Genomic DNA, 26,037 nt, shown 5'->3' with positions numbered 1-26,037 from the left:
CGGGTCGGAGTGGGACGTACGTGTGACCGGAGTCATACTGAAAGGCTGCTCCGCCCGATGTCCCTGCCCGCTCCGAGCCCGCGTGACTCGCTCAGCAGCGCCGATCTGCATCGGCTCGATCAAGCTGCGTGGTTGCTCGCGCAGAAGGAGCCATCGCCGGACCCTGACGCCTTGCTCAGCGTCGCGGCCGGGCACGCCCTGGCCCACGGTCGGACCGGGCGCAGCGACCTCGTCATCGCCCTCGTCGCGGCGATGATCGATCGGCCGCCGGCCAGCAGCGCCCGCAACCAGGCGCGGGAGGACTGCGCCGCGCGACGGCTGGCCAACCTCCTCTGCGAGCTCGCCGGCTCCGCCGAGGTCGGGCTCGTGCAGCGGGCGCTTCGCCGCGGCGGCCTCGACTTCACCCTCGCGTTGCCGGCCGCGCGGCGGATCCGTCGCGCCCTCAAGCGATCGCTGCGCGACGGCAAGGCCAGCGAGACCGAGGTCGAGAGCTTGCGCGGCCTGGCCACGGCCGGCTGGGAGTCCTTGCTCGACGCCCTCGCCCGCTCGCTCGCCCTCGACGGCGACGACGAGGTGCTCACCGACGTCGCCCTCGACGCCCCGCTCGACGGCTCCGGCGCCCGGCTCGCGCGCGTGCGGGCCCTGCTGCACCCGAGCGAGCCGATGCCGGAATTCGAGCCGTTCGCGCGCGCGGGCGAGGCCTCGGCGCTGAGCCGGCGAGTCGGTCGCTTCGTCCTCCTCCAGCGGATCGGCACCGGCGCCATGGGCGTCGTCTACGCCGCCTACGACGATCGCCTCGATCGCAAGGTCGCGATCAAGGTCCTGCGCCCGCAGGATCCCAAGCACAGCGCCCGCGCCCAGCTCCGCCTGCTGCGCGAGGCCCAGGCCATGGCCCGGCTGTCGCATCCCAACGTCGTCGTCGTCCACGAGGTCGGCACCGACGGCGCCGACGTGTACGTGGCGATGGAGTTCATCCGCGGCGTCACCGTCCAGGTGTGGCTGGCGAGCAAGTCGCGGACCTGGCAGGAGATCGTCGACGTGTTCGTGCAGGCCGGTCGCGGCCTGGCCGCCGCGCACGCCGTCGGCCTCGTCCACCGCGACTTCAAGCCGAGCAACGTCATGATCGGCGAGGACGGCCGGGCCCGCGTCCTCGACTTCGGCCTGTGTCAGACCGGCGAGGACGCCAGCGGCGAGCACACCCGCTCGACCGGCTCGCTGAGCCGCGATCGCAACGCCGTCTCCGAGAAAGTCACCCAGGGCGGCGAGGTCGTCGGCACGCCCGCGTACATGCCTCCGGAGCAGTTCAGCGGCCGCCTCGTCGGTCCTGCCTCCGATCAGTTCGCCTTCTGCGTCTCGCTGTACGAGGCGCTCTACAATCAATTGCCGTTCCCCGGCGACACCGTGCACGAGCTGGCCCACGCGGTCGCGCGCGGCGAGGTGCGCGACCCGCCGCGGCTGACGCGGGTGCCCGCGTGGGTCCACAGCGTCGTCCTGCGCGGCCTCCGGCCTGACTCGAAGGACAGGTTCTCCGGGCTCGACGCCTTGCTGCGCGCGCTCGACCGCAACCGCGCGATCGGCCGCCGCACCTATCTCGGCGGCCTCGCCTTCGCCGGCGTCGCCGCGCTCGCCGGCTTCTTCGCCGCCAAGACGCAGGAGCCGCGGATCGACCCGTGCAGCCACGGCACCGCCGAGATCCACGGCGTCTGGGACGGCGAGCGCCGGCGGGCCGCCGAGCAGGCGTTCGTCGCCGCCGGCCCGGCCTTCATCAACGAGATGTGGCCGCAGGTCACCGACCGGCTCGACCACTACATGGACGACTGGTCGCACGCCCACGCCGACGCCTGCGAGGCGCGGCGGCGGGGCGAGCAGTCGGACGAGCTCGTCGATCGACGCATGGCCTGCCTCGCCGAGCGCAAGGCCGCTCTGGCCGAGGCCGGCGCGCTGCTGGCCGAGCGCGACCCGAGCGTCGCAGTGCACGCGCTCGAGCTCACCTACAAGCTCCCCGCCATCGATCGCTGCAACGACCTCGTGGCCCTCCAGGCCGAGGTCGCTCCGCCCGACGACCCCGACGTGCGCCGCCGCGTCGCCGACGTCGAGGAGGGCCTGACCCGCGTCGTCAGCCTGGAGCACATCGGCCGCACCTCGCAGGCCATCGAGCTCGCCGATCAGCTGCTCGCCGACGCCGAGGGCATCGGCTACAAGCCGCTGCTGGCGCGCGCCCTGCTCTACCGCGGGCGCCTCTCGCTCAACCGCACCGCCATGGTCGAGCCGCAGTTCGAGATGCTGCAGGCCGCCATGCACACCGCGCTGTCCGCCGGCGTCGACTACGTCGCCGCCGAGGCCATGGCGCACATGTTGTTCGTGCGCGGCCGCCTGCCCGGCGGGGCCGCGCGCGCTCGAGGACCTCGGCCACTACAGCGCCTTCATCTCGCGCCTGTCGAAGCCCGGGCACCTGCAGGGCCTGCTGCTCAACAACGCCGCGGTCGTCACCTTCGCCAGCGGCGACGTCGAGGGCGCGCGCAAGCTCTACGCCGAGGCGCGGGCGGTCAAGCAGGCCAGCAACGACGCGCCGCTCGAGATCGCCTACAGCCTGATGAACCTCGCCATCCTCGAGGACGACGGCGAGCGCGCGCGCACGACATGACCGAGGCCGTGGGGATCTTCGAGCGCGAGCTGGGCCCGGCGCATCCGCAGACGATCGAGGCCCGACTCACCGCCAGCGCGTACATCCGCAGCCCCGAGGCCGCCCGCCGGATCTTGCGGCCCGGCTGCGACGCCCTGGTCCGCTTCTCGCCCGGCGATCCGGGGCCGCGCGCCCGCTGCCTGGCCATGCTCGGTTATCTCGGCAGCGAGGCCGGCGACGGCGACGAGTCGCGGCAGGTGCTGCGGCAGGCCGCCGCGCTCCTCGCCAGCGAGCAATTCGACGGCGACTTGATCCGCGGCGTCGACGTCGCCCTGATCCGGGGCTTCGCCGCGCTGGAGGGCGGCGATCACGAGGCCGCCGTCGACGAGCTGCGGCGGATCCTGGCCACCCGGCAGGGCGACTCGTGGTGGCGCCAGCGCGAAGCCGCCGAGCTCGAGCTGGTGCTCGGGCTGCACCTGCGAGCGCTCGGCGATCGCGACGGCGCCGCCGAGGCGCTGCGGGCCGCGGTCGACGGCTTGGTCGCCGCCAGGGCGACCGCCCGCGACGTCCTCCTCGATCAGCGCCTCGCTCGCGCCCGCGTCGTGCTCGCCGAGGTGTTGTTGGCCGCGCCGCGGCCCGCCGCCGACGACCTCGACCGCGCCGGCGTGTTGCTGACCGACGCGATGCGCTGGTACCTCGAGGGCGGCGACGAATACGCGTGGCGACTCGCCGAGATCCGCGCCCTCGACGGCGTGCTCTCGCAGCGTCGCAGCGACCGCCGCGCAGAGCCCTGAAAACATCGGCTCACGCGGCGAGTGTGGGCGCGGATCACATCCACCCTTCGTTCGGGCTTGAAAGCGGCCCGACACTGCATAGAGAGGGAGTGGAGGATTGTTGTGAAATCAAGAAACTGTCATGGAATCCGCGCTGCGACGGCCTTTTGCGGACTGCTCGCCGCCTGTGACATTGATAAGACATTGATAGGCGAAGACCCTGGTGTCACCAATCCCCGAATCGGCGAAAAGGGCTCCAGTTGCCCGATCTGGCAGTGCGGATTCAATGCCGCCGAGGTGTTCGGCAGCTCGATCCACGAGCTCCACCTCGGCGGGCAGGCCAACGCCGCCGGGCTGCGGATCGTGAAGGTCGCGCCCGGTCCCGCGGCCGCGGCCGGCGGCTTCGACCGGCTCGACGTCGTCGGCGACGCCTTCGTCCTCCGCGACGCCCGCGGCGCCGCGCTCGCCGGCCCGGCCCTGCTCGGCACGCGCATTTACCTCGGAGCCGGCGGGCAGACGTTCGCGACCGTGATGATCGCCTCGCACGCCCGCGTCGCCCGCTGGGCCGAGGGCGCCCCGGACGTCGACGCCTACGGCCTCGTCTATGTCGACGGTCATCACATCGAGCGGAATGTTTGCACCGGGTATCATGATTCAGAGCGGGCCCCGATCGCGCTGGTCCTCGGCGGCGAGACCTACGACATGGAGGCCAAGGAGGTCCGCCCCGACCCGGAGCAGCGGTGGTTCAGCATCGCCTGCGCCGGCTCGGCCGCGGCCAAGCTGTCGCTGCTCGGCTACGGCCCGCAGAGCAGCAAGACCACCCCCGCGCGGCGCCAGGCGACCCTCAAGATGATCACCGCCGACTATTGCGGCGACGGTCACAGCTACACCGCCGACGGCACGCCGATCCAGTGGGAGAACGTCGCGGGCACGGTGGAGCTCACCGCCGAGCCGGCCGCGATCGAGGCCGTGTGGACCGCGGACGGGGCCCTGTGCCTCGACGAGGCCCGGATCGCCGGCACCGAGATCGATTGCACGTTGCCGCGCTGCGGCAATACGACCTCGCCGACGGCGAGTGGATGACCTACGTCCCGATGGTGCAGTGACTTGCAACCGGGCCCGGGATTTGCGACACGCATCGAGGAGTGGACGCCCTCTTCCCCTGCCTCGCGCACCCCGACGGCCGAACGGTGCTCACCGTCGGCGACGCCACGTACACCGACCGCCAGCTCCTCGCCGCCGCGCGGCGCCACGCAGAGGCCCTCGTCCGCGCCGGCGTCCGCCCGGGCGACCGCGTCGGCGTGTGGACCCAGCCGCACCTCGGCACCGTCGTCGCCCTGGTCGGCGGCGCGCTCGCCGGCGTCGTCACCGTCCCGCTGAACCCCCGGCTCGGCGAGCGCGAGTGCTCCCACATCGCCGCCGACGCGGCCCCGCGCTGCTGCTTCGCCGCCCGCCCCGACGACGCCCCCGAGGGCCCGCTCGGTCGCGCTTTGCCTGTCGAAGAGGACATGTCCGAAAATCATGTCCTGAAGTTCAGGCCGACTTCACCGCGCCGACGATCGCCCCCTCCTCCTCATCTACACCTCGGGCACCACCGGCGCGCCCAAGGGGGCCGTCCTCACCGCCGCGGGCGTGGCCGCCAACCTCGACGGCCTCGCCCGCGCGTGGGCGTGGACGGCCGCCGACACGGTGGTCCACGCCCTGCCGCTGTTCCACGTCCACGGCCTCGTGCTCGGCCTGTTCGGCAGCCTGCGGATCGGCGGTCGCCTGCACTGGCAGCCGCGCTTCGAGCCCGCCCCGCTGGCCGTGGCCCTGCGCGGCGGCGGCATGCTGTTCGCGGTGCCGACCATGTACGTCCGCCTGGCCGATCTCGCCGAGCGCGATCCCTCGGTCGCCGCCGATCTCGGGGCCGCGCGCCTCTTGATCTCCGGCTCGGCCGCCCTGTCCGCGCGCGAGCACCGACGGATCGCCGCCCTCACCGGTCGCGGCGTCTACGAGCGCTACGGCCTCACCGAGACCCTCATCGTGTGCGCCGTCCCGACCTCGGGACCGCCGCGCCCCGGCCTCGTCGGTCCGCCTCTCCCCGGCGTCGAGGTCAAGCTCGTCGACGACGACCGGCGCCCGCTCGACGTCGCCGACGACACCACGCTCGGCGAGATCGCCGTACGTGGCCCCAGCGTGTTCGCCGGCTACCTCGGCCGGCCCGACGCCACCGCCGCGGTGCGCGACGCCGACGGGTGGTTTTACACCGGTGACCTCGCCACCCGCACCGAAGATGGCGCCTATCGGATCGTCGGTCGCCGGGCCACCGACCTGATCAAATGTGGCGGGTTCAAGATCGGCGCCGGCGAGATCGAGACCTGCCTGCTGGAGCACCCCGACGTCGCCGAGGTCGCGGTGGTCGGCGAGCCCGACGACGACCTCGGCGAGCGGATCGTCGCCTTCGTCGTCGCCCGCGATCCGGCGCGCCCTCCGCCCGCCGAGCAGCTCGTCGACCTCGTCGCGCGGGCGCTCGCCCCGCACAAGCGACCGCGCGACGTCCGGTTCGTCGAAGCCCTCCCGCGCAACGCCATGGGCAAGGTGATCAAGGCCCGGCTCAGCCGCCCCTGAGGCACCCGACCTCGCGGGCCACCGCCTCGACCACCGCCCCGTGCCTGTCGGCGATGTGGCGGTGCATCATCGCGTTGTAGCCGCGAGCGTGGCCGACCACCGCCGGGTCGATCCCGCAGGCGCCCACGTTGCGGTAGTCGATGTCGTATTGCATGCGCAGGCGCTCGGCCAGCCGCGCGTGACAGGCTCGCGGCTGCTCGTACGACTCGAGCGCCAGCACGCCTCGGGCGAGATCGAGCGCCGCGTCGAGCGCTCCTTCGTCCTCCGCGTCGACGCTGCTCAGCTGCGCCGAGGGCTGCCTTTCGGGGCAATCCGTCCGCCGGGAGCCCGTCCAGTCCGGCTGCGGCGCCGCTTCCATCTCGATTGTCTCGTGGCCGTGAGGGCGCAATTGATCCCCGTCGACGCCATCACCATACACACCACCGTCTGACCGATCCGTCGCCGCGCGCTCGCTCGCATCGCACTTCCTCCGAGCGCCGAGACAACCGATCCGCGCCGCGGTTCCGGCCCGTCTGCATGCGAGCGCGGCCTGCCGGTCGAGTCCGCCTGGTATCGTGTTCTCAATGCTTGGCCTGACATGGATGCATCGCAGCGCGTCGCTCGTCGCTCTCTTCGGTGTCGGCGGCTGTCAGATCTTGAACCCCGCCTTCGGCCTCGAGCGCGACACCGACGGCGAGAGCGACAGCGCCTCGAGCGCGTCGACCCAACCTGTCCTTACGACCAGCAGTGACTCGAGCACCGCCGACACCGACGCGCCGCCCGGCACCACTGCCACCAGCGAGCCGCCGCTCACCACCGGCATCGTCACCGACACCGGCGTCGACACCGAGCAGACCGGCGACACCGATGCCGTCCCCGCCAAGTGCGGCGACGGGGTGCTGGATCCCGGCGAGGCGTGCGACGACGGCGACGGCGTCGACGGCAACGACTGCACCAACCATTGCACCCTGGCCAAGTGCGGTGACGGCATCGTCCACGAGGGCCAGGAGGCTTGCGACGCCGGCGGCGCCGACGACCCGTCATGCACCCCCATGTGTACGCTCGCCGAGTGCGGTGACGGCATCAAGACCGGATCGGAGCAGTGCGACGACGGCAACACCGACGCGTTCGACGGCTGCACCGCCGATTGCGAGCTCTCGTGCAACGACGGCGTGTTCGAGCCCGACCGCGAGGAGTGCGACCCGAGCGACCCGGTGTTCGGCGACGTACTCGCGCTGTGCTCCGAGACCTGCGAGCTCAAGAGCTGCTTTCGCATGACCAACACCGAGGACAAGGACCTCGCCGGCCCCGATTGGTTCGACGCCTGCGCCACCGCTCCCGGCCAGCGGATCGCCGTCCTCCTGCGTGACCCGGACGGCGTGCAGTACCTGCGGTTCGGGCTGAAGCCGCCCTCCATGTTCCCCTGGACCCCCTCCGACATGACCTCCACCAAGCCGCCGGCCGATCAGTGGAAGTTCTCCTCTCACGATCGCAAGATCGAGCTCACCGACCTGCTCTTCGACAAGCCCGACCCGCTCGTCGACGTCCTCTACGCCTTCGGCGACGACAGCCAGCCCAAGGCCTCCGAGGCCGCCACCTGCCCTTCCAGCCTCGGCGACGGCTACGCCCTCGCGATCGCGCCCGAGGGCCAATCCACCCACGCGCGCCTCCTGCTGATGCCGTTCGCCGGCAAAACCATGCCGCGCAACCTCGGCGGCTGGCTCGCCACCGGCCCCGGCGTCGAGCTCGCCTTCAGCGGCGCCCCCATGCCGCTGTGCAGCGCCGACGACCCGCCGACCCCGTTCCTCGGCGCCGTGGCGATCGCCGTGTTCTGAAGGTCATGTCCTGGCGGTCATGTCCGAGAAGACATGGCCACAAGGACATGTCTCATGAACCATCATCGGCCGGGTGCGCGCCGAAGCGCAGGCGGATCGCCTGCGCCCGGTACTCGAAGATCTCGCGCAGGCGCGGGCGCACGAACAGCGCCTCGGCGATCCGGCCGATCGGCCCGAGCGGGGCGCGGAAGTAGACCGTGTCGTCCATCTCCGTCCCGCCGTCCTCGCGCGGCGCGAAGCGGTGCTCGTGCCACCAGGCCGCGAACGGCCCGCGCGTCTGCACGTCGATGAAGCGGCGGTCCGGCTCCCACAGCTCGAACTCGGTGGTCCAGCCCACCCGCACCGGGCCGACCTGCAGCTTGTAGTCGATCTGGCGCCCGGCCTCGACGATCAGCGGCCGCGGCGTCAGGATCTGCATCACCGCCGCGCGCGGCGTCATGATCCCGAGGTTCTCCGCGTGCGAGAAGAACGCGAACACCTCGGCGTTCGGCGCCGCCACCACCGTCGACTGGCGCAGCACCGTCGTCGGCGAGCGCCGGGCCAGGTACGGGCTCGGCGGCGCCATCTCGGCCGGCGCGAAGTGGGGCCGGTCGCGCCCGCCGAACAGGTCGTCGAGGGCCGCCGGCAGCGTCGCGAACTGGAACGCGAACCCGAGCGCCAGCGTGCGGGCCGGCACCGCGCGCTGGCTCGCGACCAGCGCGCCCGCGGCCTCGCCCTTGACGATCCGCAGGGCCAGGCGCGGCACCGGCAGGCGGGCCTTGCGACCGAGCGACTCGGCCAGCGCCTGCGAGAAGCACAGGTTCGTCACCGGCTGGGGCGCCACCGCCAGCACCGGCCCGCTGTAGCGCGCGTCGGTCACCGCCGTCGTCAGCAGCTCGACCAGATCGTGGAGGTGGATCCACGGGAACCACTGCTCGCCCGAGCCGAGCGGCCCGCCGAGCCCCGCGCGGAAGATCGGCAGCAGCTCGCCCAGCACCCCGCCGCCGTGCCCCAGCACCAGCCCGAGCCGCGGCGTGCACACCCGCACCCCGTGCGCCTCGGCCTCGCGGGCCGCCGCCTCCCACGCCTGGCACATCGCGCCGAGGAAGTCGTCGGCCGGCCGCGACGTCTCGTCGAGCTCCTCGTCGCCGCGGTCGCCGTAGTAACCGACCGCCGACGCCGAGATGAGCACCTTCGGCCGCGGCTCGGCCCTGGCGATCGCCCGCACCAACGTCTCCGTCAGCGTCACTCGGCTGTCCCAAAGTTCACGTTTGCGCGCCGCCGTCCACCGCCCGACCCCGACCGACTCGCCTGCCAGGTGGATCACCGCCTCGCAGCCCGTCAGCGCGCGGACCAGCGCAGCCTCGTCGCCCGCCGCGACCAGCTCGACCTCCGCGCCCAGCAGATCGGCCGCGCGCCGCGGCGAGCGCACCCAGGCCCGCACGTGGTGCCCGTCTCGCAGCAATCGGAGGACCAGCGCCCGTCCGACGAACCCCGTCGCGCCCGTGACCAGAATGTGCATGAGATCCCTGCTCGTCGGCCGGGACCATGACACACGCCGGCCGACCGTCAAGCGCGGCCGCGGCCGCAGGACGCAGCGCCGCCGCAGCGGCACCGTGCGACCCCGCGATCCCGAGCTGACGCCGCGGCCCTTATCGACGTCGCGGCCGCGCGAGTGGGGGCGAGCGACCGGCCGCGACCGCACGAACGCCCCCCAAGCCGCGGCGTGCGACCCACCTTCCGGGGAACCCCCCTGGACAGCGCGCCGGCGATCTCATCCACTGGCCTGGCGACGATGCCGCGCCTGACCGACCTCCTCCGCCCTGCCGCCGACGCCTCCGTCTTCTCCAACCATGGCCGCGGCTTCGCCGGTTCGGTCGACCGCACCGTCGTGCTGCTCGCCACCCTCGCCGGTCTCGCCTGTCCGCAAGGACCTGTCCTTTGGTACAAGTCCCTGTTGCTCGCCTTCGCCGCCGTCGGCGGCCTCGTGCTGCTCGGCGCCGGCGCGGCCACCCTGTTCTCCGTCGGCCGGGGTCAGCGGATCCAGGGCCCGCGGCGGCGCGCGGCGCTGATCGGCCGCAGCGCCGGCGACACCGCCCTGGCCGCCTGGATCGCCGCCTGCTTCGCCGCCTGGCCGATGGCCCGCGCCGACGCCGGTGAGCCGATCGGCCTGGTGTGGTCGCTGGCCGAGGCGGGCGGCCTGTCGGCGGTCGTCTGGCAGACCTTGCTCGGCGTCCTCGTCCTCGACGCCTGGCTGTACTGGAAGCACCGCCTGCTGCACACCCGCCTCCTCTTCCCGTTCCACCGCGGCCACCACGTCTACCGCGACCCCACCCCGTTCGCCGGCTTCGCCGTCGGCCCGGTCGAATCGGTCATGACCTTCTGGCCGATCCTCCTCGTCGCGTTCCCGTGGGCCACCCATTTCGGCCCGACCTACGTCGCCCTGGTCGTGGGATTCGTCCTGCTCAACTATTATTTGCACTGCGGCGTCACCTTCCGCGCGTTGGAGGCGACGCTACCGCGCCTGTTCGTCAACACCTCGGCGTTTCACAACCGCCACCACGCCAACGCCGAGGTCAACTTCGGCGAGGCGTTGACGCTGTGGGACCACATCTGCCGCACGCGGGCCGAGGACCGGCGGCGCTGAGCGGTCGCTCGCGGGCCCCGAGATAGCGACAGCAGCACCGGGGGCCGCGGGCGGCAGCCGCGGCGAGCGCCGGTCGCCGCGCCGCCTGCCCGTCGCGGTCCGCTTCCGATATCCTGCCCGCGCATGACGCCGCAGCACGAACCCGGCCAGGCCCGTCCGTTCCGCGTGATGAAGTTCGGCGGCAGCTCGGTCGGCGCCGCCGATCGCCTGTTCCAGGCCCTCGACCTCATCGCCCGCGAGCGCGACAACGGCCCCGTCGCCGTCGTCGTCTCGGCCATGGCCGACACCACCGATCGCCTGATCGCCGCCGTCGACGCCGCCGCCGCCGGCCTGCCCGGCGACCCGCACGTCGACGCGATCGAGGCGCTCGTCGTCAACGTCGCGCGTGACCTCACGGACAGGCTCGATCGGGCAGGTCTCTTGCGACATGTCCCCGAGGACCTGTCCCTCGGGATCGCCGAGCTGATGCGCCCGCTGCGGCAGCTCCTGCTCGGCGTCGGCCTCGTGCGCGAGCGGACCCTGCAGACCCGCGACCTCGCGCTGTCGTTCGGCGAGCGGGCCAGCGTCCTGGTGGTGCGCACCTTGCTGGCCGCGCGGGGCGTCCCGGCCGTCGGCGTCGACGCGCGCGACTGGACCGTCACCGACGACCGCTTCGGCCAGGCCACCCCCGACCTGGGCGCCTCGGCGCTGCAGCTCGGGGCCCTGTCGGCCGCGTGGAGCGGCGCCGTCAGCGTGCACACCGGCTTCCTCGGGCGCACCCGCGACGGCCGCACCACCACCCTCGGGCGCAACGGCTCCGACTACACCGCCGCCTTGCTGGCCCAGATCCTCGGCGCCGCCGAGCTGCAGATCTGGACCGACGTCTCCGGGGTCATGACCGCCGACCCCGAGCTCGTGCTCGAGGCCTACCCGGTCGCGCACCTCAGCCAGGCCGAGGCGCTCGAGCTCGGCGACCTCGGCATGATCCTCCACCCGCGCACCATGGCCCCGCTGATCGAGGCCCAGATCCCGCTGCGCGTCCGCAACACCGCCCGCCCCGACGATCCGGGCACCCTCATCGACGTCGTCGGCGCGCGCGACGAGCGACGTCCGGTGTGCGTCGTCTCGACCGAGGACCTCGCCCTCCTCGACCTCGAGACGCGGCGGCGCCTCGGTCACGAGCGGATCGGCGAGCGAGCCCTGCGCGCCCTCGCCAACGCCGGCGTGCCCGTGGGTCGCCACCTCCGCCCCGCGCGACCGGGCCGTCGCCGTCGCGGTCGCCCGCAGCGACGCCGCGCGGGCCGAGGCCGCCCTCGCCGCCGAGTTCGGGCGCAACGCCGACGGCGAGCCGATCGAGCTCGCCCCGATCCGCGTGCGCGAGCCCGTCACCCTCCTCACCCTCGTGGGCGAGGCCATGGGCCGCACGCCCAACGTCGCCGGCCGGTTCTTCGGCGCGCTCGGCCAGATCGGCGTGCTCGTCCGCGCCAGCGCCCAGGGGGCCGGCGAGCGCTCCATCTCCGCCGTCATCGACGGCGAGGACACCGCCACCGCCGTGCGCACCGTCCACGCCGCCTTCAACCTCGCCGCCCAGGAGGTCAACCTCCTCGTCCTCGGCAAGGGCACCGTCGGCCGCGAGCTCCTCTACCAGCTTGCCGCCCAGCAGCAGGCGCTGGCCGGCGACCAGGACGTCCTGATCAAGCTCGCCGGCCTCGCCGACAGCCGGCGCGCCGTGTTCGACCCCGCCGGCATCCCGCTCGCCCGCTGGGACGCTCGCCTGCAGGAGTCACATGTCCCTCCGGACATCCCCGCCTTACTCGACCGCCTGCGCCGGCTGCCCGTCCCGATCCTCGTCGACTGCACCGCCGAGGACACCACCGCCGTCTACGAGGCCGCCCTCGCGCGCGGGATCCACGTCGTCAGCGCCAACAAGCGCCCGCTCGCCGCCACCTGGCCCGTGAGACAGGGCCTCATGGACATGGCCCGAGCGCGGCACCGCCGGTGGGAGTACGAGACCACCGTCGGCGCCAGCCTCCCCGTCATCGACACCCTCAAGGGCCTCGTGCGCACCGGCGACACCATCCTGCGCATCGAGGGCAGCTTCTCCGGCACCCTCGGCTACCTCGCCGGCGAGCTGTCGCGCGGCGTCCCGCTGTCGCACGCCGTCCGCGACGCCCGCGCGCGCGGCTACACCGAGCCGCACCCGCGCGACGACCTGTCCGGCCTCGACGTCGCGCGCAAGGCCCTGATCCTCGCGCGCGAGCTCGGCATGCAGCTCGACCTCGACGCCGTCGCCATCGAGCCGTTCGCCCCCTCGGAGGCGCTCGGCCACGACGACCTCGAGCGCTTCTTCCTCGCCCTCGCCGAGCACGACGACGCCGTCGCCGCCCGCATCGAGCGCATGCGCCAGGCCGGCCGCGTCCTCCGCTACCTCGCCCAGATCGATCCGTCGGCCCCCGCCGGCGCCCCGGCCGTGCGCGTCGGCCCGGTCGAGGTCGAGCCCGATCACCCGGCCGCGCGCCTGCGCGGCACCGAGGCCTTCGTCGCCTTCACCACCGATCGCCACCGCGCCTATCCGCTGCTCGTCCAGGGCGCGGGGGCCGGTGGCGCGGTCACGGCCGCCGGTGTGCTCACCGACATCCTCAAGATCGCCATGTCGCTGCGTGGGCGCTGATGGCCAACCTCGGCTACATCCAGGTCGTCCGCCACTGCAACCACTTCTGCGGGTTCTGCAGCAACCCCGCCACCCCCTACGTCCACACCCTCGAGTCGATGCAGGCGCTGGTCGACGACCTCGTCGCCCGCGACTACTTCGGCGTCATCCTCACCGGCGGCGAGCCGACCCTCCACCCCGAGCTGCCGGCGATCGCCGCCTACGCCAGCGGCCGCGGCCTCGACGTCCGCCTGATCACCAACGGCACGCGGCTCGCCGACCCTGCCTTCGCGCGCGCCCTCGCCGACGCCGGCGTGCGGCGCGTCCACGTCTCGATCTACTCCGTCGTCCCCGAGGTCGAGGCTCGCCTGCGCGGCGCCCCCGGCACCCTCGACAAGGCCTTCGCCGCCCTCGAGCGCGCCCACGAGGTCGGCATCGACGTCCACGTCAACTGCGTCATCAACCGCCTCAACGCCGATCACCTCGATCGCAACATCCGCCACTTCCTCGCCCACCACCCGTACGTCCGCCACTTCGTGTGGAACAACCTCGACCCCTCGATGGGGCGGGCCGAGGTCAACCAGGCCGAGTTCGTCCCGCGGCTGGGGCAGTTCGAGCTCTCGCTCGCGCGGGCCATGCGGCTGCTGCACGCCAGCGGCCGCACCTTCCGCGTCGAGAAAGTCCCGCTGTGTTACATGGGCGAGTTCGCGTGGGCCAGCACCGAGACGCGCAAGATCGTCAAGGGCGAGGAGCGCGTCGTCCACTTCCTCGACGACAAGCAGACCGTGCGCCAGACCGCCTGGGGTCACCTCTACGCCCCCGCGTGCGGCGCCTGTCGCCTGCGCCCGATCTGCGGCGGCCTGTTCGATCGCGGCGCCGCCTACGATCCCGCCGAGCTCGCGCCGCAGTTCGTCGACCCCGAGCCGATCGTGCGCGCCATCCTCGACGACCCCAGCGACCCCACCGTCTCCGACCGCACCCTCTCCTCCTGGCGCGACGAGTTCCGCCGCCACGGCGCCGCCCGCACCGCCGTCTCGACCGAGCCCGCCGCCCCGCCGCCGCGCGCCCCCGACGCCCCGGCCGTCGGCCAGATCACCGTCGAGGGCGTGCGCCTCTACCAGGCCCGCCGCCGCGCCGAGGCGCGCAAGGCCGACGTCCTCGGCGTGCGCCAGGAGCCCGGCCGCGACGACGACGGCGCCTGACCTCGCGGACATGGCGACTCGGACATGGCCAGACGAGCATGGCGAAACGTCCATGCCCTTCAGGCCATGGCCAGGAAAGCATGGCGAAACGTCCATGCCTTTCAGGACATGGCCATGAAAGCATGGCGAAAAATCCATGCTTTTCAGGCCATGTCCCCGACGACATGTCCAAAAGGCCCGCGACCGGCTCAGCCGAGCGCCCGCCGGCGCCGGCGCGGCCGCAGCAGCCCGAGCCCGACCAGCATCAGCGCCCCGAGCGGGCTCGGCGTCGTGCTGTCGCACGCGCACCCGTGATCGACCAGCTCGCCCTGCCCGCCGGAGGCCGAGCCCTCGCTGCCCTCCGAGCCCTCGCTGCCCTCGCTCCCGTCCGAGCCCTCGCTGTCGGGTCCGCCGCTCGTCGGCCCCTCGGTCGGGTCGCCGCTGGTGTCGCTCGTCGTCGCCTCGTCCGCGGGCCACGGCGTGCATTGCGACGGGTCCCATTCCCACCCCTCCTCCGTGACCGCGCAGGTGTACGCCTCCCCGGCGCACTGATCCGCCAGGGCCGCCGACGGATCGACCGCGTGATCGCCGAGCTGCGCCGCCACGTCGGCGCCGAGACATGTCTCTTCGGACATGGCCATCTCGCCGGTGGCGAGGTTGCGCACCCGCGCCGCCACGCAGAACGGCTTCGAATCGGAGAAGCCGAGCGAGCTGTAGAACTGCGCCTGGATCGGCTGCCCGTCGACCACGAGCTCGCGCACCACCAGCGCGTCGGTCGCGGGCGGCAGCTCGACCTCGACGCTCACCTGCACCTGCAGCCTGCCGAACCCGCGCTGCGCCGCGCAGAAGCCCTCGGTCCACTCGACGTACGTGCCGGAGCCGCCGCAGTCGAACGCGTAGCTGTAGGGGAACGCCCCGTCGCAGCACACGAAGTCCTCGAGGTCGTCGCTCTCGGAGACGAGCAGGTTCTCCACGATCGAGGCCTTCGGGGCGCTCAGCGGCGCGGACGGATCGGCCTCGACCGTGAAGCCGAACCCGAGCTCGAGCAGATCCGGCGCGCAGCCCTCGTAGTAAGGGACTTCGGGGTTGTCGAGGCTGCCCTCGACCTTGTACTCCCCCGCCTCGAGGGCTTCCGCGGGCCGCCACAGCAGCACGTCGCGCACCCCGGACGCCTCGACCGCGCCCGCGATCGGCTGGCCGTCGCGCGTCACGGTCAGGTCGACCTTGTCGAGCCAGTCCTCCTCGGAGATGGAGCCGTGACGCACGCCTTGCAGCAGCAGCACGCCGTCGGTCGGGATCGCGGTGCTCACCACCTCGAGCGAGCTCCAGCCGTCGACGTAGGAGCAGTAGTCCGGCGAACACGCCTCGGCCTCGCTCGGGACCAGGGCCGCGCCGGCCAGGGCGAGGGACATCGCTTTGATCGCAGCAGATTGAAGCCATGGCGGGACTCGTTGCACGCCTCGTGCCACGCGCCGCGGAGGCGTGCGCCCGGCCTCGGCGGCCCGTCTGACCCGTCGGGGACACCGGCAACCCCACGACGCCGGTGTCAGGCCCATGACCGCTCGGTCCGGCGATCCGCCACGGGGACCTCCTCTCGTCTACCGGGCACCGCGAGCGCCCCGCCCCGCGCCCCCGTCTCGCGGGAGAGCGCGGCCGTTCACATGCGCAAAAAGCCATGTCCCCAAAGACATGGCCTTTCAAACCTGCGTCAAGAGACCTGTCCCAACGAACCGGGTCTTTCGTCCCTGCACGAAAGGCCCGGTCCGTCAGCGCCGGCTCAACCGCGCCGGCCCCGGCGGCGCAGCGGCAGGAGCCCCGCCAGCAGCAGCAGCCACGAGGCCCGCGGCCCGCCCTCCGTGCGGCAATTGCAGCCGTCCTCGCCGCCGCCGCCGTCGTCGCCCGTCAGGCCGCTGGCCCCGGTCGCGCCGGTGACCCCGCTCCCGCCGCTCGGATCGACCGGCCCGGTGTCGTCGCCCTCCGAGCTGCCGCCGCCGGTGGTCGGCGCGGGCCCGTCGGTCGTGTCGTCGCCGCCGCTGGTGTCGTCGCCGCCGGTCGTGCCCGGCTCGCCGGTGGTCGTCCCCTCCGCGGGCTGCACCGTGACCGTGATCGTCTCGCTGTCGCCGTTGCCGTACGCGTCCATCACCTCGATCTTGAAGGTGTACGTGCCGGCCGGCGGCTTGGTCAGCTGGATGAAGTCCCACGGGTCGTCGATGGGGCGCCACGCCGCGTACTTGTCGTTGCACACGTCGTTGGTGCAGCGCGAGTAGCCGGTGTCGACGAAGTCGGGCGGCAGGCCCTCGAGCCAGCTCCACTTGACCCCGAGCATGTTGTTGTCGTCGGTCACGTCGGCGGTCACCAGGAACGACTCGCCGACGGTGAAGGTCGTGCCGTCGGCCGGCGACACGCTCAGGATCTCCGGCGCCACGGTGTCGGCCGCGCGCGCCCCGAACACCCCGAGCAGCTCGCCGTGCGAGTTCTGCTGCTCGCCCTGGCCTTCCGGACAGTAGAGCTCGTGGACGTACGTGCACTGCGTGACCCCGCTGCCGGTCGCGTGCGAGATGTCCATGCACTCGTTGCGGAACGCGCTGCCGCCGGCGACGAACGGGTACATCAGGTCCTGCTGCACGTCGGTGTGCTCGAGGCCCCAGTTGTGGGCCGTCTCCTGGGCCGCGACCTCGGCGGTTACCCCGACGCAGCTGTCGGGGAACGACAGCGACACGTGGTTGCGCTTGGCCCCGTCGCACGCGACGTTGGCGATCCCGCACACGCCGTTGCCCTGGCCGGCGTTCTGCGACGTCCCGCCGATCACCGCCATCGTGTACGGCAGGTAGTCGGGCGGGCGGTTGGTCGTGATCACCAGGTTGAACGCCTCGTAGTAGTTCTGCAGCTTCTGCATCACCACGGCCTTGGTGTTCTCGCCGCCGGGCGGCTTGGGGAACACCGTCTCCTTGCCGACCAGCGGCGAGCAATTGAGCGCCGCGTTGGCCGTCTGCGGGTGGAACCCGTTGCACTTGGGCCGCAACGTGATCCCGTCCATCGCCAGGTAGAGGATCCCCGCCGTCGGTTCATGATCGAGCGCCGGCAGCGGCAGGCCCTGTTGGTCGAGCAAGCTCAGAGCCAGGCTCTCGCCGTCGTAGATCAGGTTGCCGTCGCGCAGCGGGGCCACCAGGGTCGGGTCGTAGCCCTCGCCGAACAGCGATTCCAGGTGGCTGCGCGGCCCGTCCGCGGGCGCCAGGGCCCACGGCGTGTGGGCCGAAAGCGGCGCTCCGGGCACGATACGAGGCAGCGGCGCCGCGGCCGCGTCCTCCAGCGACAGCGACGCGACCGCGATCGACAAACCAGCGACGAAAGTCAACATGGTCTCACGCTACCCGCGGCGGACGCGGCCGTAAAGCCCCGCCCGGGCCGTTCTTGGCCCGCGCGGCCGCGCCTCGACGCGGCGACTTCTCACCGCGATCGCGGGCGGGTACCCTGTCGCCACGACCGGCGCTCCGCAGCCGCAGCGCCTCGGGCCACCCCAGTGACAGCCGCCGATCCCCACGTCTCGCCCGCCGTCCTGGTCGTCACCCGCGACCCGGCCCTCTTCGACGACCTCCACAGCTTGCTCCGCGCCCGCGGCCGCCCCGTCGTGCATGTCACCGATCTCACGACCGGCTACGACCGCGCGCGGATCGGCCTCACGATCCTCGACACCTGCGACCTCGTCGGCGTGGAGGAGGCGCTGGCTCAGCTGCCGCGGCCGATCCTCGCCCTCACCGACGACGACGGGCGCGCCGAGGCCCTCATCGGCGCCGGCGCCAGCGACTTCGCGGTCCTCCCGTGCAGCCGCGCCGTCCTGTCGGCCCGGATCTCCGCCGCGCTCAAGCTGCGCGAGCGCGTCGTACCTGCGCTTTCGGACAGCCAGAGCTCCCTCCAGACCCTGCTCGCCAACCTCCCCGGGGTCGTCTACCGCTGCGCCAACGACCCCGAGTGGTCGATGCAGTTCATCAGCGAGGGCTGCTACGACCTCACCGGCTACGCCCCCGACGAGTTCATCTCCGGCCGCGTCCAGCTGATCGGGCTCGTGCATCACGAGGACCGCGACCGCATGCGCGAGCAGGTCCAGCAGGCCCTGAGCGACCGCCGCCCGTTCCGCGTCACCTACCGCCTGCACACCGCCTCCGGCGCCTGCAAGTGGCTGTGGGCCCAGGGCCAGGGCGTGCTCGACGCGAACGGCCAGCCGACCGCGATCGAGGGCGTCATCACCGACCTGTCCGAGCTGCGTCAGACCAAGCTCGAGCTCGAGGAGCGCGAGATCCTGCTCGAGACCCTGCTCGCCGTCACCGAGACCGCCTACATCCTGTGCGACGAGCACGGCGCCGTCGACTACGCCAACCTGGCCGCGCAGACATGGCTCAAGTTACCTGACAGCCGCCTCGTCGGCGCCCGCTTCGCCGACCTCCTGACCGGCCTGCCCAACGAGCTGCGCGAGGCCGTCGGCCGCGGCCGCGACTCGATCTTCACCGTCGACCACCAGGGCGGCGACTTCGAGGCCTACCACCTCGTCATGCGCAACGTGCAGATCAGCGGCCGGCCGCACACCGCCTACGCCTTCAAGCGCCTGACCCGCGAGCTCGCGCGCCAGGAGGTCGAGGTGTGGAAGAAGGTCATCCGCCTGATCGCCCACGAGATCAACAACACCCTCGCGCCGATCTCCTCGCTGCTCCACTCCGCCCGCCTGATCAACGCCGCCGAGGCCCGCGACGCCCGCCTCGATCGCATCATCGACACCATCTCCGAGCGCAGCAAGCACCTCGGCGAGTTCCTCAAGGGCTACACCCAGTTCGCTCGCCTGCCCCGCCCGCGGCTCGAGAGCACCAAGTGGCGCAGCCTCATCGACCGCCTCGACGAGCTGGTCCAGTTCAAGATCGACGCCGCGCCCGAGGACCTCAACACCGTCAACGCGGTCGACCGCAGCCAGATCGAGCAGGCCCTCATCAACCTGCTGAAGAACGCGGTCGAGGCCGGCGGCCCGCCCGAGGAGGTCACGCTCCGCCTCCGCGCCCACCGCGAGGGCGACGAGATCCAGGTCCTCGACCGCGGCCCCGGCATCCCGCCCGAGCTCCTGCCCAAGGTGCTGCTCCCGTTCTACTCGACCAAGCGCACCGGCACCGGCCTCGGCCTGCCCCTGTGCCGCGAGATCATCGACGCCCACGGCGGCAACCTCCGCATCGAGGCCCGCGAGGGCGGCGGCACCGCGGTCATCCTGTGGCTGCCGCGCCTCGCCGCCGCCTGACCTTTGGAGCATGCGCGAAGGGACATGCTCGCTCGAGCATGTCCCTTCGGACGTGTCCTCCTCGCCCTCGCGCGGACATGCGGGGCGCCGGAGAACGGACGTTCACCGACACGGCCCGTCGCCGGGCACGCGCATGGTCCAATTGGCGATCGCGGGGCTGTCGGCGGCGAGCGTGATCCGCAGCTCGGGCGCGGCGCGCTCGCAAGCGAGGGCGAACACGGCCCCGCGCGGCCCGGTCACCCGCCCCGCGCCGACGCGGCACTCGCCCCACAGCTCGCCGGCCTCCGCGAAGTTCGTGCGCAGCCGCGCCGCGGAGAAGCTCGGCGTGAACGCGGCCTTGAACTTACGCTCGTCCCAACGCGCCACCAAATCGGCCGTGACCTGCGCGGCTCGCTGCAGATCGGCGTTCACGTCGAGCCCCGCGGCCTCGTGGATCGTGAAGCTGGAGATCTGGGCCGGGGTCCACGGCGTGACGCGCAGCTCGATCTTGAGGGCGCCGCGCTCGCACGTCAGCTCGAAGGTCCCGGCGCGCGGGTCTTCCACCTCGAGGGCCCGCGGAGCCCGGCACGCCCCGATCAGCGCGTGCCACTGGTCGAACTGCTGACGCACCGTCTCGAGCGGATAGGCGTCGCGGTAGTCGGCCGACATCAAGGTCTCGTACCGGGTCTGGTCCCAGCGCCCCATCAACCTCGCGAGCTCGCCGGCCGCGGCGACCAGCGCCGGCGAGGCCGAGTGCTGCCGCGGCTGCAGAGCGTCGGTCGCCGCGAGGATGTCGAACACGCGGTTGGCGTCCTTCGGCAGCACCGTGCTCGAGATCGACGAGAGGTTGGTCATCAGGATCACGGCCACGCCGCGCGTCGGCAGCATCTGCAGCACGGCGCGGTAGTTCAACGTCTTGCCGTTGTGTCCGACGACGTGCTCGAACTGACAGCTCGCGCTCACGCCGAAGCCGAGCCCGTCGCCCTGCACGCCCCCGCGGGCGGGCCCGTCGCGCACCGACTCGGCGAAGAACCGGTTCACCGTCGTCATCGTCAGCGCCTCGCGCAGCGCGGCGCGCGGCAGGGGTCCGCGGTCCGGCTCGTCGCGCGGCGGAAAGGCGTCGAGGATCCACACGGCGTAGCGGGCGAGGTCCTCGACGCTCGAGTACATCCCGCCGGCCGCGTCGGCCGCCCCCGGCCGCCAGTGCGGGCGCGGCCGCGGCTGCTGTCCTGGCAGCCGCTCGTGGCCCACGGCGAGCCTGTCCCCGGGGACATCTTCGGGCGTCCACGCGCTGTGGTTCATGCCGAGCGGCGCGAACAGCTGCTCGCGCACGTACGTGTGATGATCGACGCCGCTCACGTCCTCGACGAGCGGCCCCAACAGCTGGACGCCCAGGTTCGAGTAGACGCGGCGCTCGCCCGGCGCTCGGTCGAGCCCGATGCCGTCGAGCGTCGCCAGGAAGTCCGCGCGACCGGGCGGCGACGCCGGGTACTCGGCGAAGTTGCCCATGCGCGGGAGCCCCGAGGTGTGGGTCAAGAGGTGCCGGATCGTGATGCGCGGGCTGTCGCGCGTGGGGTAAGCGATCGCGTCGAGCTCCGGCAGGTACGCCGACGCCGGGCGGTCGAGGTCGAGGCGGCCCTCGTGGCGCAGCTTGAGGACCGCGAGCGCGGTGAAGGTCTTGCTGATCGAGCCGACGCCGAACACGGTGTCGCGCTCGACCGGCAGCTCGCGCGCGGGGTCGCGATGGCCCCAGCCGCGAAACCACGCCAGCTCGTCGTCGATCACGATGCCGGCGGCGAGCCCGACGAGGTCGTCGCGCTTCACGGTCGACTCGAGGTAGGCCTCGACCGCCGGGAACGCCGCCTCGATCTTCTTCCGCCGCTCGGGGTCGCGGAACTGCGGCGGTGGGTCTGTCGGCTGCATGCGCCGCTGCTCACGCGGTCCGCGTTCGACCCGCGGCACCTCCGCGCGAGCGACCTGCGCGGGCGGGCGTGCCGGCGGCTTGGGGACGCACGCACTGGAGACGAGCGCACCCGCGATCCACAAGATCAAGTCACTGCGCATGGACCGAGCGTGCCACGCTTCGGGCCTGGCCGCCTCAGAACCCGATCTTGCGCATCACGAAGCGCGGCAGCCAGCGGATCACCAGCATCACCCAGCGCCAGATCGACGGCGTGTACACCACCGGCAGCCCGCCGTCGATCGCCCGCAGCACCTGCTGGGCCACCGCCTCGGGCTCCCCGGCGAACGGCGGCGGCTTCAGGCCGGCCGTCATCCCCGTCTTCACGAACCCCGGCTTGACCGTCACCGTGCGCAGCCCCTGGGCGCGGAACTTGTGGTCGAGCCCTTCGAGGTAGCGCGACAGCCCGGCCTTGGCCGCCCCGTAGAGCACGACCGGCTTGCGCCCGCGCTCGCCGGCCACCGACGAGAACACGCACAGCGTCCCGCCCCCGCGGGCCAGCAGGCGCTTGCGGGCGTGCTCGCAGAACACCACCGTGCCGGTGAAGTCGACCGCCAGCACCTGCTCCGCCAGCGCCACGTCGGCCTCCATCGCGTCCTGCGTGGCGAACAGCCCCGCGGTCACCACCACCGTGTCGAACCCGCCGAGCTCCGCCTCGGCCGCGTCGAGCGCCGCCGCGAAGGTCGCCGACGACGCCAGGTCGCACGCGTGCGTCCCGACCGGCGCATGCTGCGGGTGACGGGCCGCCAGGTCGGCCGCGCTGCGCTGCAGCCTCGCCCTCGCGCCCGAGCAGGAACAGCCGATCGCCGCGCTCGACCATGCGTCGCGCCAGCGCGCGGCCCATCCCCTTGGTGGCTCCGAGGAACACCACTCGCATGCCCGGGGAGGCTCGCAGGTGCCGCGCACGCGCGCAAGGGCCTTGCGTTCCGGCCCACGCGCGCTACCTGGGAAGGTCGTGAAGATCGCAGTCTGCGCCGACGAGACCTACCCCGTCCATGCCGCGCTCCTGCGGCTCCTCGAGATCCACGGCCACACCCCGGTGCGCTTCGGCGCCTTCACCGGCGGCGACGTCTCGTGGCCGGAGGCGGCCGAGGCCGCCGCGGAGGCCGTGGCCGCCGGCACCTGCGACGAGGGGATCTTCCTGTGCTGGACCGGCACGGGCACCTGCATCGCCGCCAACAAGGTCGCCACGATCCGCGCCGCCCTCTGCACCGACGCCACCACCGCCGCCGCCGCGCGGGTGTGGAACCACGCCAACGTGCTGTGCCTGTCGCACCGCCTGCTCACCGACGACCTCGCCGACGAGATCCTGCGCGCCTGGTTCACCACCGACCCCGGCGACCGCGGCCGCGACGGCGTCGCCCGCCTCGCCGCCGTCGACCGCCGCCACCGCCGTTGAACATGTCGCAAGGGCCATGTCGTGGACACCCTGTCGCAAGCGCCATGTACCTTTGAACACGCGAGCATGTCCCCGACGACATGCCCTTCACGACCTGCTCCAGGCACCATGCCTCGCGGGACATGCCCGAAAGGCCAGCCTCAGGGCGGGTCGCCGAACATGCGCACCGACTGGGCCGAGCGGATCGTCCGCTGCGGGTCGATGCGGTCGCGCACGGCCAGGAACTGCGGCAGGCGCGGGTCCATGGCCGCGTAGTGCTCCGGGCGGGTGAACGCGTCCTTCGACAGGTAGATGCGTCCGCCCTCGGCGATCACCAGCTCGTTGAGCGCGTCGACGAGCTTCTGGGTGTCGTCGCGGACGGCGAAGTCGACCGCGATCGAGATCCCCGGCCGGAGGAAGCTGAGCATCCCCTGCCCCTCGGCGGCCGCGTCCTTGATCACGCACAGGAACGAGGCCCCGCCGCGGCGCGTCAGCAGGTCGAGGAACCGCCGCGCCGCGCCGCGCCCGGCCTCGTCGGGCAGCACGCACTGGTACTGCGTGAAGCCGCGGCGGCCGTAGATGCGGTTCCACTGCAGGATCGCGTCGAGCGGGTAGAAGAAGCTGTCGGGGTGGCACAGCTTCTTCTTCACCCGCGGCACGTGGCGCCAGTACCACATCGTGTTGAACGCCTGCGTGGTCAGCCGCCAGCGCAGCACCCACTCGGGGAACATGAACGGCAGCGTCAGCCGGCGCGTGACCGGCAGCGGCCGCCCGCCCGTCTCCTCCGGCGTGGCCCAGCGCCCGCGATCGAGCAGCCCGCGGCCCATGTGCTTGCCGCGCGACAGGCAGTCGATCCACCCCACGGTGAACGGCCAGGTCTTGCCCGCCTCCTTGAGGCCGTCGATGAACTGGTCGATATCGTCGACCCGCTCGGACTCGCTCCAAATCCACGGCGACGGGATCGCCTGCGTCTGGCACTCGACCTCGAGGATGTGTCCCGTCAGACCCATCCCGCCGACCGTGGCCCAGAACAGCTCGGGGTCGCGCTCGGGTGAACATTCGACCAGCTCGCCGGAGGGCACGCGCATGCGCAGCGAGCGGACGTGACGCGAGCCGAAGCAGCCGTGGCTGTGGTGGCCCTTGCCGTGCACGTCGGAGGCCACCATGCCGCCGAGAGTCACGAACTGCGTGCCCGGCGTGGAGCCGATGAACCACCCGCGGCGCAGGAACAGGCGGTTGAATTCCCACAGCGAGAAGCCCGCTTCCGCGCGAAGCAGCCCGGTGTGGCCGTCCCAGCGGAGGATTCGGTCGGCCAGGCGCGTCCCCACCACTTCGCGGCGCGAGGGCGGCGGCAGCGACGAGTCGCCGTAGGAACGGCCGAGCCCGCGGCTCAAGACCGCCGCCCGCGTGGCGCGCTCGAGCTCTTCGCTCAGCACCTCGTGCCCGGGCACTGCGAGGTTGCCCCATCCCGCCACTGTCGGCTCGCCGCGGTCGCTCACGCGCTCGCAGTGTAGAGCAGCGTTCGCCGGTCCGCTATGCTCGCGCCGTGTCCGCGGGCAGCAGCGCCAAGATCACGATCGTAAGCGGCTCCAGCCGGCTCGAGAGCCGCGTCGGCGCCGTCGTCGGCATCGCCGCCGAGACCGTCGCGGCCGCCGGTGCCACCGTCGAGGTCGTCCCGCTCCACGAGCTCGCCCTCCCCGTCATGGTCTACGGCGACCGCAGCCAGGACGACCTGCCGGGGGTGCAGACGATCCGTCGCCACGCCGCGTGGGCCGACGGCTTCGTCATCTGCACGCCCGAGTACCACGGCAACATGTCGGGCTGCCTGAAGAACTGGTTCGACTTCCTCTACGAGGAGCTGGCCGGCAAGTTCGCGGGCGTCCTCGCGGTCACCGGCGGCGGCGGCGGCGACATGTCGATCACCGCGGTGAAGACCAGCTTCGCCTGGTGCCACGGCTTCACCCTCCCGTACCACGTGGCCGCGCGGACCGTCGACTTCGACGCCGCCGGCAACCTCGTCAACAACCTCGTCGCCGACCGCATCCGCCGCGTCGCCTACGACGTCGTCCGCTACGCCCCGGTCGTGCGCGGCGCCTTCGAAGCGGCCCGCCGCCTCGGCCCCGGCGTCGAGGCCGGCGTCGCCGGCGCCCACACGTAGCCGCGAACCGGCCCGTCCCGGCCCCGTTCGCCGCGTCGACGCAGCGCTCGCCCACGCCATCGGGTCGCCTCGCCCTCGCCTCGCGGGCCCACGCGCCCGCATCGGCGCAGCGCGCCAGACTCAGACCCGCCCTCGTCGCCTCGCGCTCGCCCGTCGACGCAGCGCCTCGGCCCGTCTCCTCGTCGGGAGCTCGCGCCGAGGTCAGCGCGGAGGTCGCCGCGATCTCGCCGTCAGCCCCGTGTCTCAACTCTCGCGGCCGCGCTCGTGACCGCGCGGCCGCGTGATATCGTGCCCGGCGTCATGACCACGTCCATCGAAGGCGCCCCTGCCGGGCTCGTCGTCGCCGACGAGCAGGCCGCCGCCGTCCACTTCCTCGTCGACGAGGAGCTCTACCCGCTCCCCGCGATCTACGGCGCCGCCTACGTCTTCATCGATCGCTGTTATGTCTTTTTGGACAGGCCCGAGCCCGCGCGCGTGCGCGTCGTCCTGACCGCCAAGACCGACGCGGCCGCGCCCGAGGCCCTGCGCGCGCTGATCGGCGAGTTCGCCAACGAGCTCTTGTCCTGCGCCTTCCGCCACCAGATCGCCCAGGACAACCGCGTCCTCGTCGAGACCGCCACCATGCAGGCGCTGGCCGGCGCCATGGGCCAGCCGAGCCTCGACGACCTCGCCAAGTTCGACTTCAGCGACCAGGGCTTCGACGACCCGCTCGGGATCGCCATGTCGTGGGAGGAGAAGCACGGCCGCAAGTCGCCCAAGCCCGAGAGCGAGGGCGCGCCGTGACCGACGTCCACGAGCTCCGCTTCTCCCGCCAGCTCTACAGCGGCGAGGCCGTCGACCAGGCCGTCAAGGCGTTCGCCCGCTTCGCCGCCTTCGACCTCGAGCAGACCGACGACCACTGGGTCGTGCGCATGCGCCCGGAGAACCCCGACCTCGCCCGGCGCCTGCGCGGCGAGCTCGGCAACCACGCCCTCGGCCTCACCGTCCAGCGCGGAGGCGCCAAGTGAACCTGTCTCTTCAGCCAGCTCCTC

Annotated in this window: 18 protein-coding genes and 2 pseudogenes; 13 read left to right on the top strand and 7 right to left on the bottom strand. The window is 72.7% G+C overall.

Features of this window, described 5'->3' with window-relative positions; all coding sequences use genetic code 11:
• Nucleotides 1–57 precede the first annotated feature (57 nt).
• The 3 genes and pseudogenes from OV079_RS11575 (at nucleotide 58) to OV079_RS57720 (ending at nucleotide 6,006) form a co-directional block, all read left to right on the top strand.
• Entirely contained in the window at nucleotides 58–3,417 is a 3,360-nt protein-coding gene (locus tag OV079_RS11575) for a serine/threonine-protein kinase (RefSeq protein WP_267768241.1), read from the top strand.
• A gap of 276 nt (nucleotides 3,418–3,693) precedes the next feature.
• Nucleotides 3,694–4,479: an ADYC domain-containing protein gene (locus OV079_RS11570; protein ID WP_267768239.1), complete on the top strand. Its 786-nt coding sequence runs from the start codon at nucleotides 3,694–3,696 to the stop codon at nucleotides 4,477–4,479.
• 62 nt (nucleotides 4,480–4,541) lie between these two features.
• Nucleotides 4,542–6,006, top strand: a pseudogene (locus OV079_RS57720) (AMP-binding protein).
• On the opposite strand, the gene OV079_RS11555 reads toward OV079_RS57720, so the two are convergent.
• Nucleotides 5,993–6,364, bottom strand: coding sequence for a hypothetical protein (locus OV079_RS11555; RefSeq protein WP_267768237.1), 372 nt, complete (start codon nucleotides 6,362–6,364; stop codon nucleotides 5,993–5,995). The pseudogene OV079_RS57720 and the gene OV079_RS11555 sit on opposite strands and share 14 nt — an antisense overlap.
• Before the next feature lie 205 nt (nucleotides 6,365–6,569).
• Between OV079_RS11555 and OV079_RS11550 the strand changes: the two genes are divergently transcribed.
• A complete protein-coding gene (locus tag OV079_RS11550) occupies nucleotides 6,570–7,820 on the top strand; it encodes a DUF4215 domain-containing protein (protein WP_267768235.1) in 1,251 nt (416 codons plus the stop codon).
• Between the two features lie 52 nt (nucleotides 7,821–7,872).
• On the opposite strand, the gene OV079_RS11545 is transcribed toward OV079_RS11550, so the two are convergent.
• Nucleotides 7,873–9,321 carry a TIGR01777 family oxidoreductase gene (locus OV079_RS11545; protein WP_267768234.1) on the bottom strand — a complete coding sequence of 483 codons (1,449 nt, stop codon included), beginning with the start codon at nucleotides 9,319–9,321 and terminating at the stop codon, nucleotides 7,873–7,875.
• Between the two features lie 273 nt (nucleotides 9,322–9,594).
• On the opposite strand from OV079_RS11545, the gene OV079_RS11540 reads away from it, so the two are divergent.
• The 4 genes and pseudogenes from OV079_RS11540 to OV079_RS11525 all read left to right on the top strand — a co-directional run bounded on the left by OV079_RS11540 (nucleotide 9,595) and on the right by OV079_RS11525 (nucleotide 14,277).
• Entirely contained in the window at nucleotides 9,595–10,446 is an 852-nt protein-coding gene (locus OV079_RS11540) for a sterol desaturase family protein (RefSeq protein WP_267768232.1), read from the top strand.
• A 123-nt stretch (nucleotides 10,447–10,569) separates the two neighbouring features.
• Nucleotides 10,570–11,502: pseudogene (locus OV079_RS57715) on the top strand (aspartate kinase); the annotation flags it as partial.
• Nucleotides 11,503–11,797: 295 nt separating this feature from the next.
• Nucleotides 11,798–13,096, top strand: coding sequence for an ACT domain-containing protein (locus OV079_RS11530; protein WP_267768230.1), 1,299 nt, complete (start codon nucleotides 11,798–11,800; stop codon nucleotides 13,094–13,096).
• Entirely contained in the window at nucleotides 13,096–14,277 is a 1,182-nt protein-coding gene (locus OV079_RS11525) for a radical SAM protein (RefSeq protein ID WP_267778514.1), read from the top strand. The genes OV079_RS11530 and OV079_RS11525 overlap by 1 nt, the downstream gene beginning before the upstream one ends.
• Nucleotides 14,278–14,465: 188 nt before the next feature.
• On the opposite strand, the gene OV079_RS11520 is transcribed toward OV079_RS11525, so the two are convergent.
• Nucleotides 14,466–15,668, bottom strand: coding sequence for an MYXO-CTERM sorting domain-containing protein (locus OV079_RS11520; protein ID WP_267768229.1), 1,203 nt, complete (start codon nucleotides 15,666–15,668; stop codon nucleotides 14,466–14,468).
• Nucleotides 15,669–16,033: 365 nt separating this feature from the next.
• Nucleotides 16,034–17,614, bottom strand: coding sequence for a hypothetical protein (locus OV079_RS11515; protein ID WP_267768228.1), 1,581 nt, complete (start codon nucleotides 17,612–17,614; stop codon nucleotides 16,034–16,036).
• Nucleotides 17,615–17,776: 162 nt separating this feature from the next.
• On the opposite strand from OV079_RS11515, the gene OV079_RS11510 reads away from it, so the two are divergent.
• Nucleotides 17,777–19,531, top strand: a complete 1,755-nt coding sequence (locus tag OV079_RS11510) for an ATP-binding protein (protein WP_267768226.1) — start codon at nucleotides 17,777–17,779, stop codon at nucleotides 19,529–19,531.
• Between the two features lie 102 nt (nucleotides 19,532–19,633).
• Here the strand turns inward: OV079_RS11510 and OV079_RS11505 are convergent, their stop codons facing one another.
• Entirely contained in the window at nucleotides 19,634–21,433 is a 1,800-nt protein-coding gene (locus OV079_RS11505) for a serine hydrolase domain-containing protein (protein ID WP_267768225.1), read from the bottom strand.
• Nucleotides 21,434–21,608: 175 nt separating this feature from the next.
• Entirely contained in the window at nucleotides 21,609–22,376 is a 768-nt protein-coding gene (locus tag OV079_RS11500; protein ID WP_267768224.1) for an SDR family NAD(P)-dependent oxidoreductase, read from the bottom strand.
• Between the two features lie 49 nt (nucleotides 22,377–22,425).
• On the opposite strand from OV079_RS11500, the gene OV079_RS11495 reads away from it, so the two are divergent.
• Nucleotides 22,426–22,869 carry an RpiB/LacA/LacB family sugar-phosphate isomerase gene (locus tag OV079_RS11495; protein WP_267768223.1) on the top strand — a complete coding sequence of 148 codons (444 nt, stop codon included), beginning with the start codon at nucleotides 22,426–22,428 and terminating at the stop codon, nucleotides 22,867–22,869.
• Nucleotides 22,870–23,009: 140 nt separating this feature from the next.
• Here the strand turns inward: OV079_RS11495 and OV079_RS11490 are convergent, their stop codons facing one another.
• Nucleotides 23,010–24,347 carry an FAD-binding protein gene (locus tag OV079_RS11490; protein ID WP_267768222.1) on the bottom strand — a complete coding sequence of 446 codons (1,338 nt, stop codon included), beginning with the start codon at nucleotides 24,345–24,347 and terminating at the stop codon, nucleotides 23,010–23,012.
• 47 nt (nucleotides 24,348–24,394) lie between these two features.
• Here OV079_RS11490 and OV079_RS11485 point away from each other — a divergent pair, with 47 nt between their 5' ends.
• From OV079_RS11485 to OV079_RS11475, 3 genes are all read left to right on the top strand, one after another.
• Complete coding sequence (locus tag OV079_RS11485) at nucleotides 24,395–25,006, top strand: NADPH-dependent FMN reductase (RefSeq protein ID WP_267768220.1); 612 nt, start codon at nucleotides 24,395–24,397, stop codon at nucleotides 25,004–25,006.
• Between the two features lie 300 nt (nucleotides 25,007–25,306).
• A complete protein-coding gene (gene hxsD / locus OV079_RS11480; protein WP_267768219.1) occupies nucleotides 25,307–25,789 on the top strand; it encodes a His-Xaa-Ser system protein HxsD in 483 nt (160 codons plus the stop codon).
• A complete protein-coding gene (locus OV079_RS11475; RefSeq protein WP_267768218.1) occupies nucleotides 25,786–26,013 on the top strand; it encodes an HxsD-like protein in 228 nt (75 codons plus the stop codon). Before hxsD ends, OV079_RS11475 begins: the two co-directional genes overlap by 4 nt.
• Nucleotides 26,014–26,037: the final 24 nt, after the last annotated feature.

It is taken from the genome of Nannocystis pusilla (genome assembly GCF_026626665.1).
Classification (GTDB): domain Bacteria; phylum Myxococcota_A; class Polyangia; order Nannocystales; family Nannocystaceae; genus Nannocystis; species Nannocystis pusilla.
This window is presented reverse-complemented; position numbering and strand designations above follow the sequence as displayed.

Coding starts and splice junctions, on each gene's coding strand:
- OV079_RS11575 (WP_267768241.1), top strand. CDS start 58: ATGTCCCTGCCCGCTCCGAGCCCGCGTGACTCGCTCAGCAGCGCCGAT.
- OV079_RS11555 (WP_267768237.1), bottom strand. CDS start 6,364: ATGGAAGCGGCGCCGCAGCCGGACTGGACGGGCTCCCGGCGGACGGAT.
- OV079_RS11550 (WP_267768235.1), top strand. CDS start 6,570: ATGCTTGGCCTGACATGGATGCATCGCAGCGCGTCGCTCGTCGCTCTC.
- OV079_RS11545 (WP_267768234.1), bottom strand. CDS start 9,321: ATGCACATTCTGGTCACGGGCGCGACGGGGTTCGTCGGACGGGCGCTG.
- OV079_RS11540 (WP_267768232.1), top strand. CDS start 9,595: ATGCCGCGCCTGACCGACCTCCTCCGCCCTGCCGCCGACGCCTCCGTC.
- OV079_RS11525 (WP_267778514.1), top strand. CDS start 13,096: ATGGCCAACCTCGGCTACATCCAGGTCGTCCGCCACTGCAACCACTTC.
- OV079_RS11520 (WP_267768229.1), bottom strand. CDS start 15,668: ATGTCCCTCGCCCTGGCCGGCGCGGCCCTGGTCCCGAGCGAGGCCGAG.
- OV079_RS11515 (WP_267768228.1), bottom strand. CDS start 17,614: ATGTTGACTTTCGTCGCTGGTTTGTCGATCGCGGTCGCGTCGCTGTCG.
- OV079_RS11505 (WP_267768225.1), bottom strand. CDS start 21,433: ATGCAGCCGACAGACCCACCGCCGCAGTTCCGCGACCCCGAGCGGCGG.
- hxsD (WP_267768219.1), top strand. CDS start 25,307: ATGACCACGTCCATCGAAGGCGCCCCTGCCGGGCTCGTCGTCGCCGAC.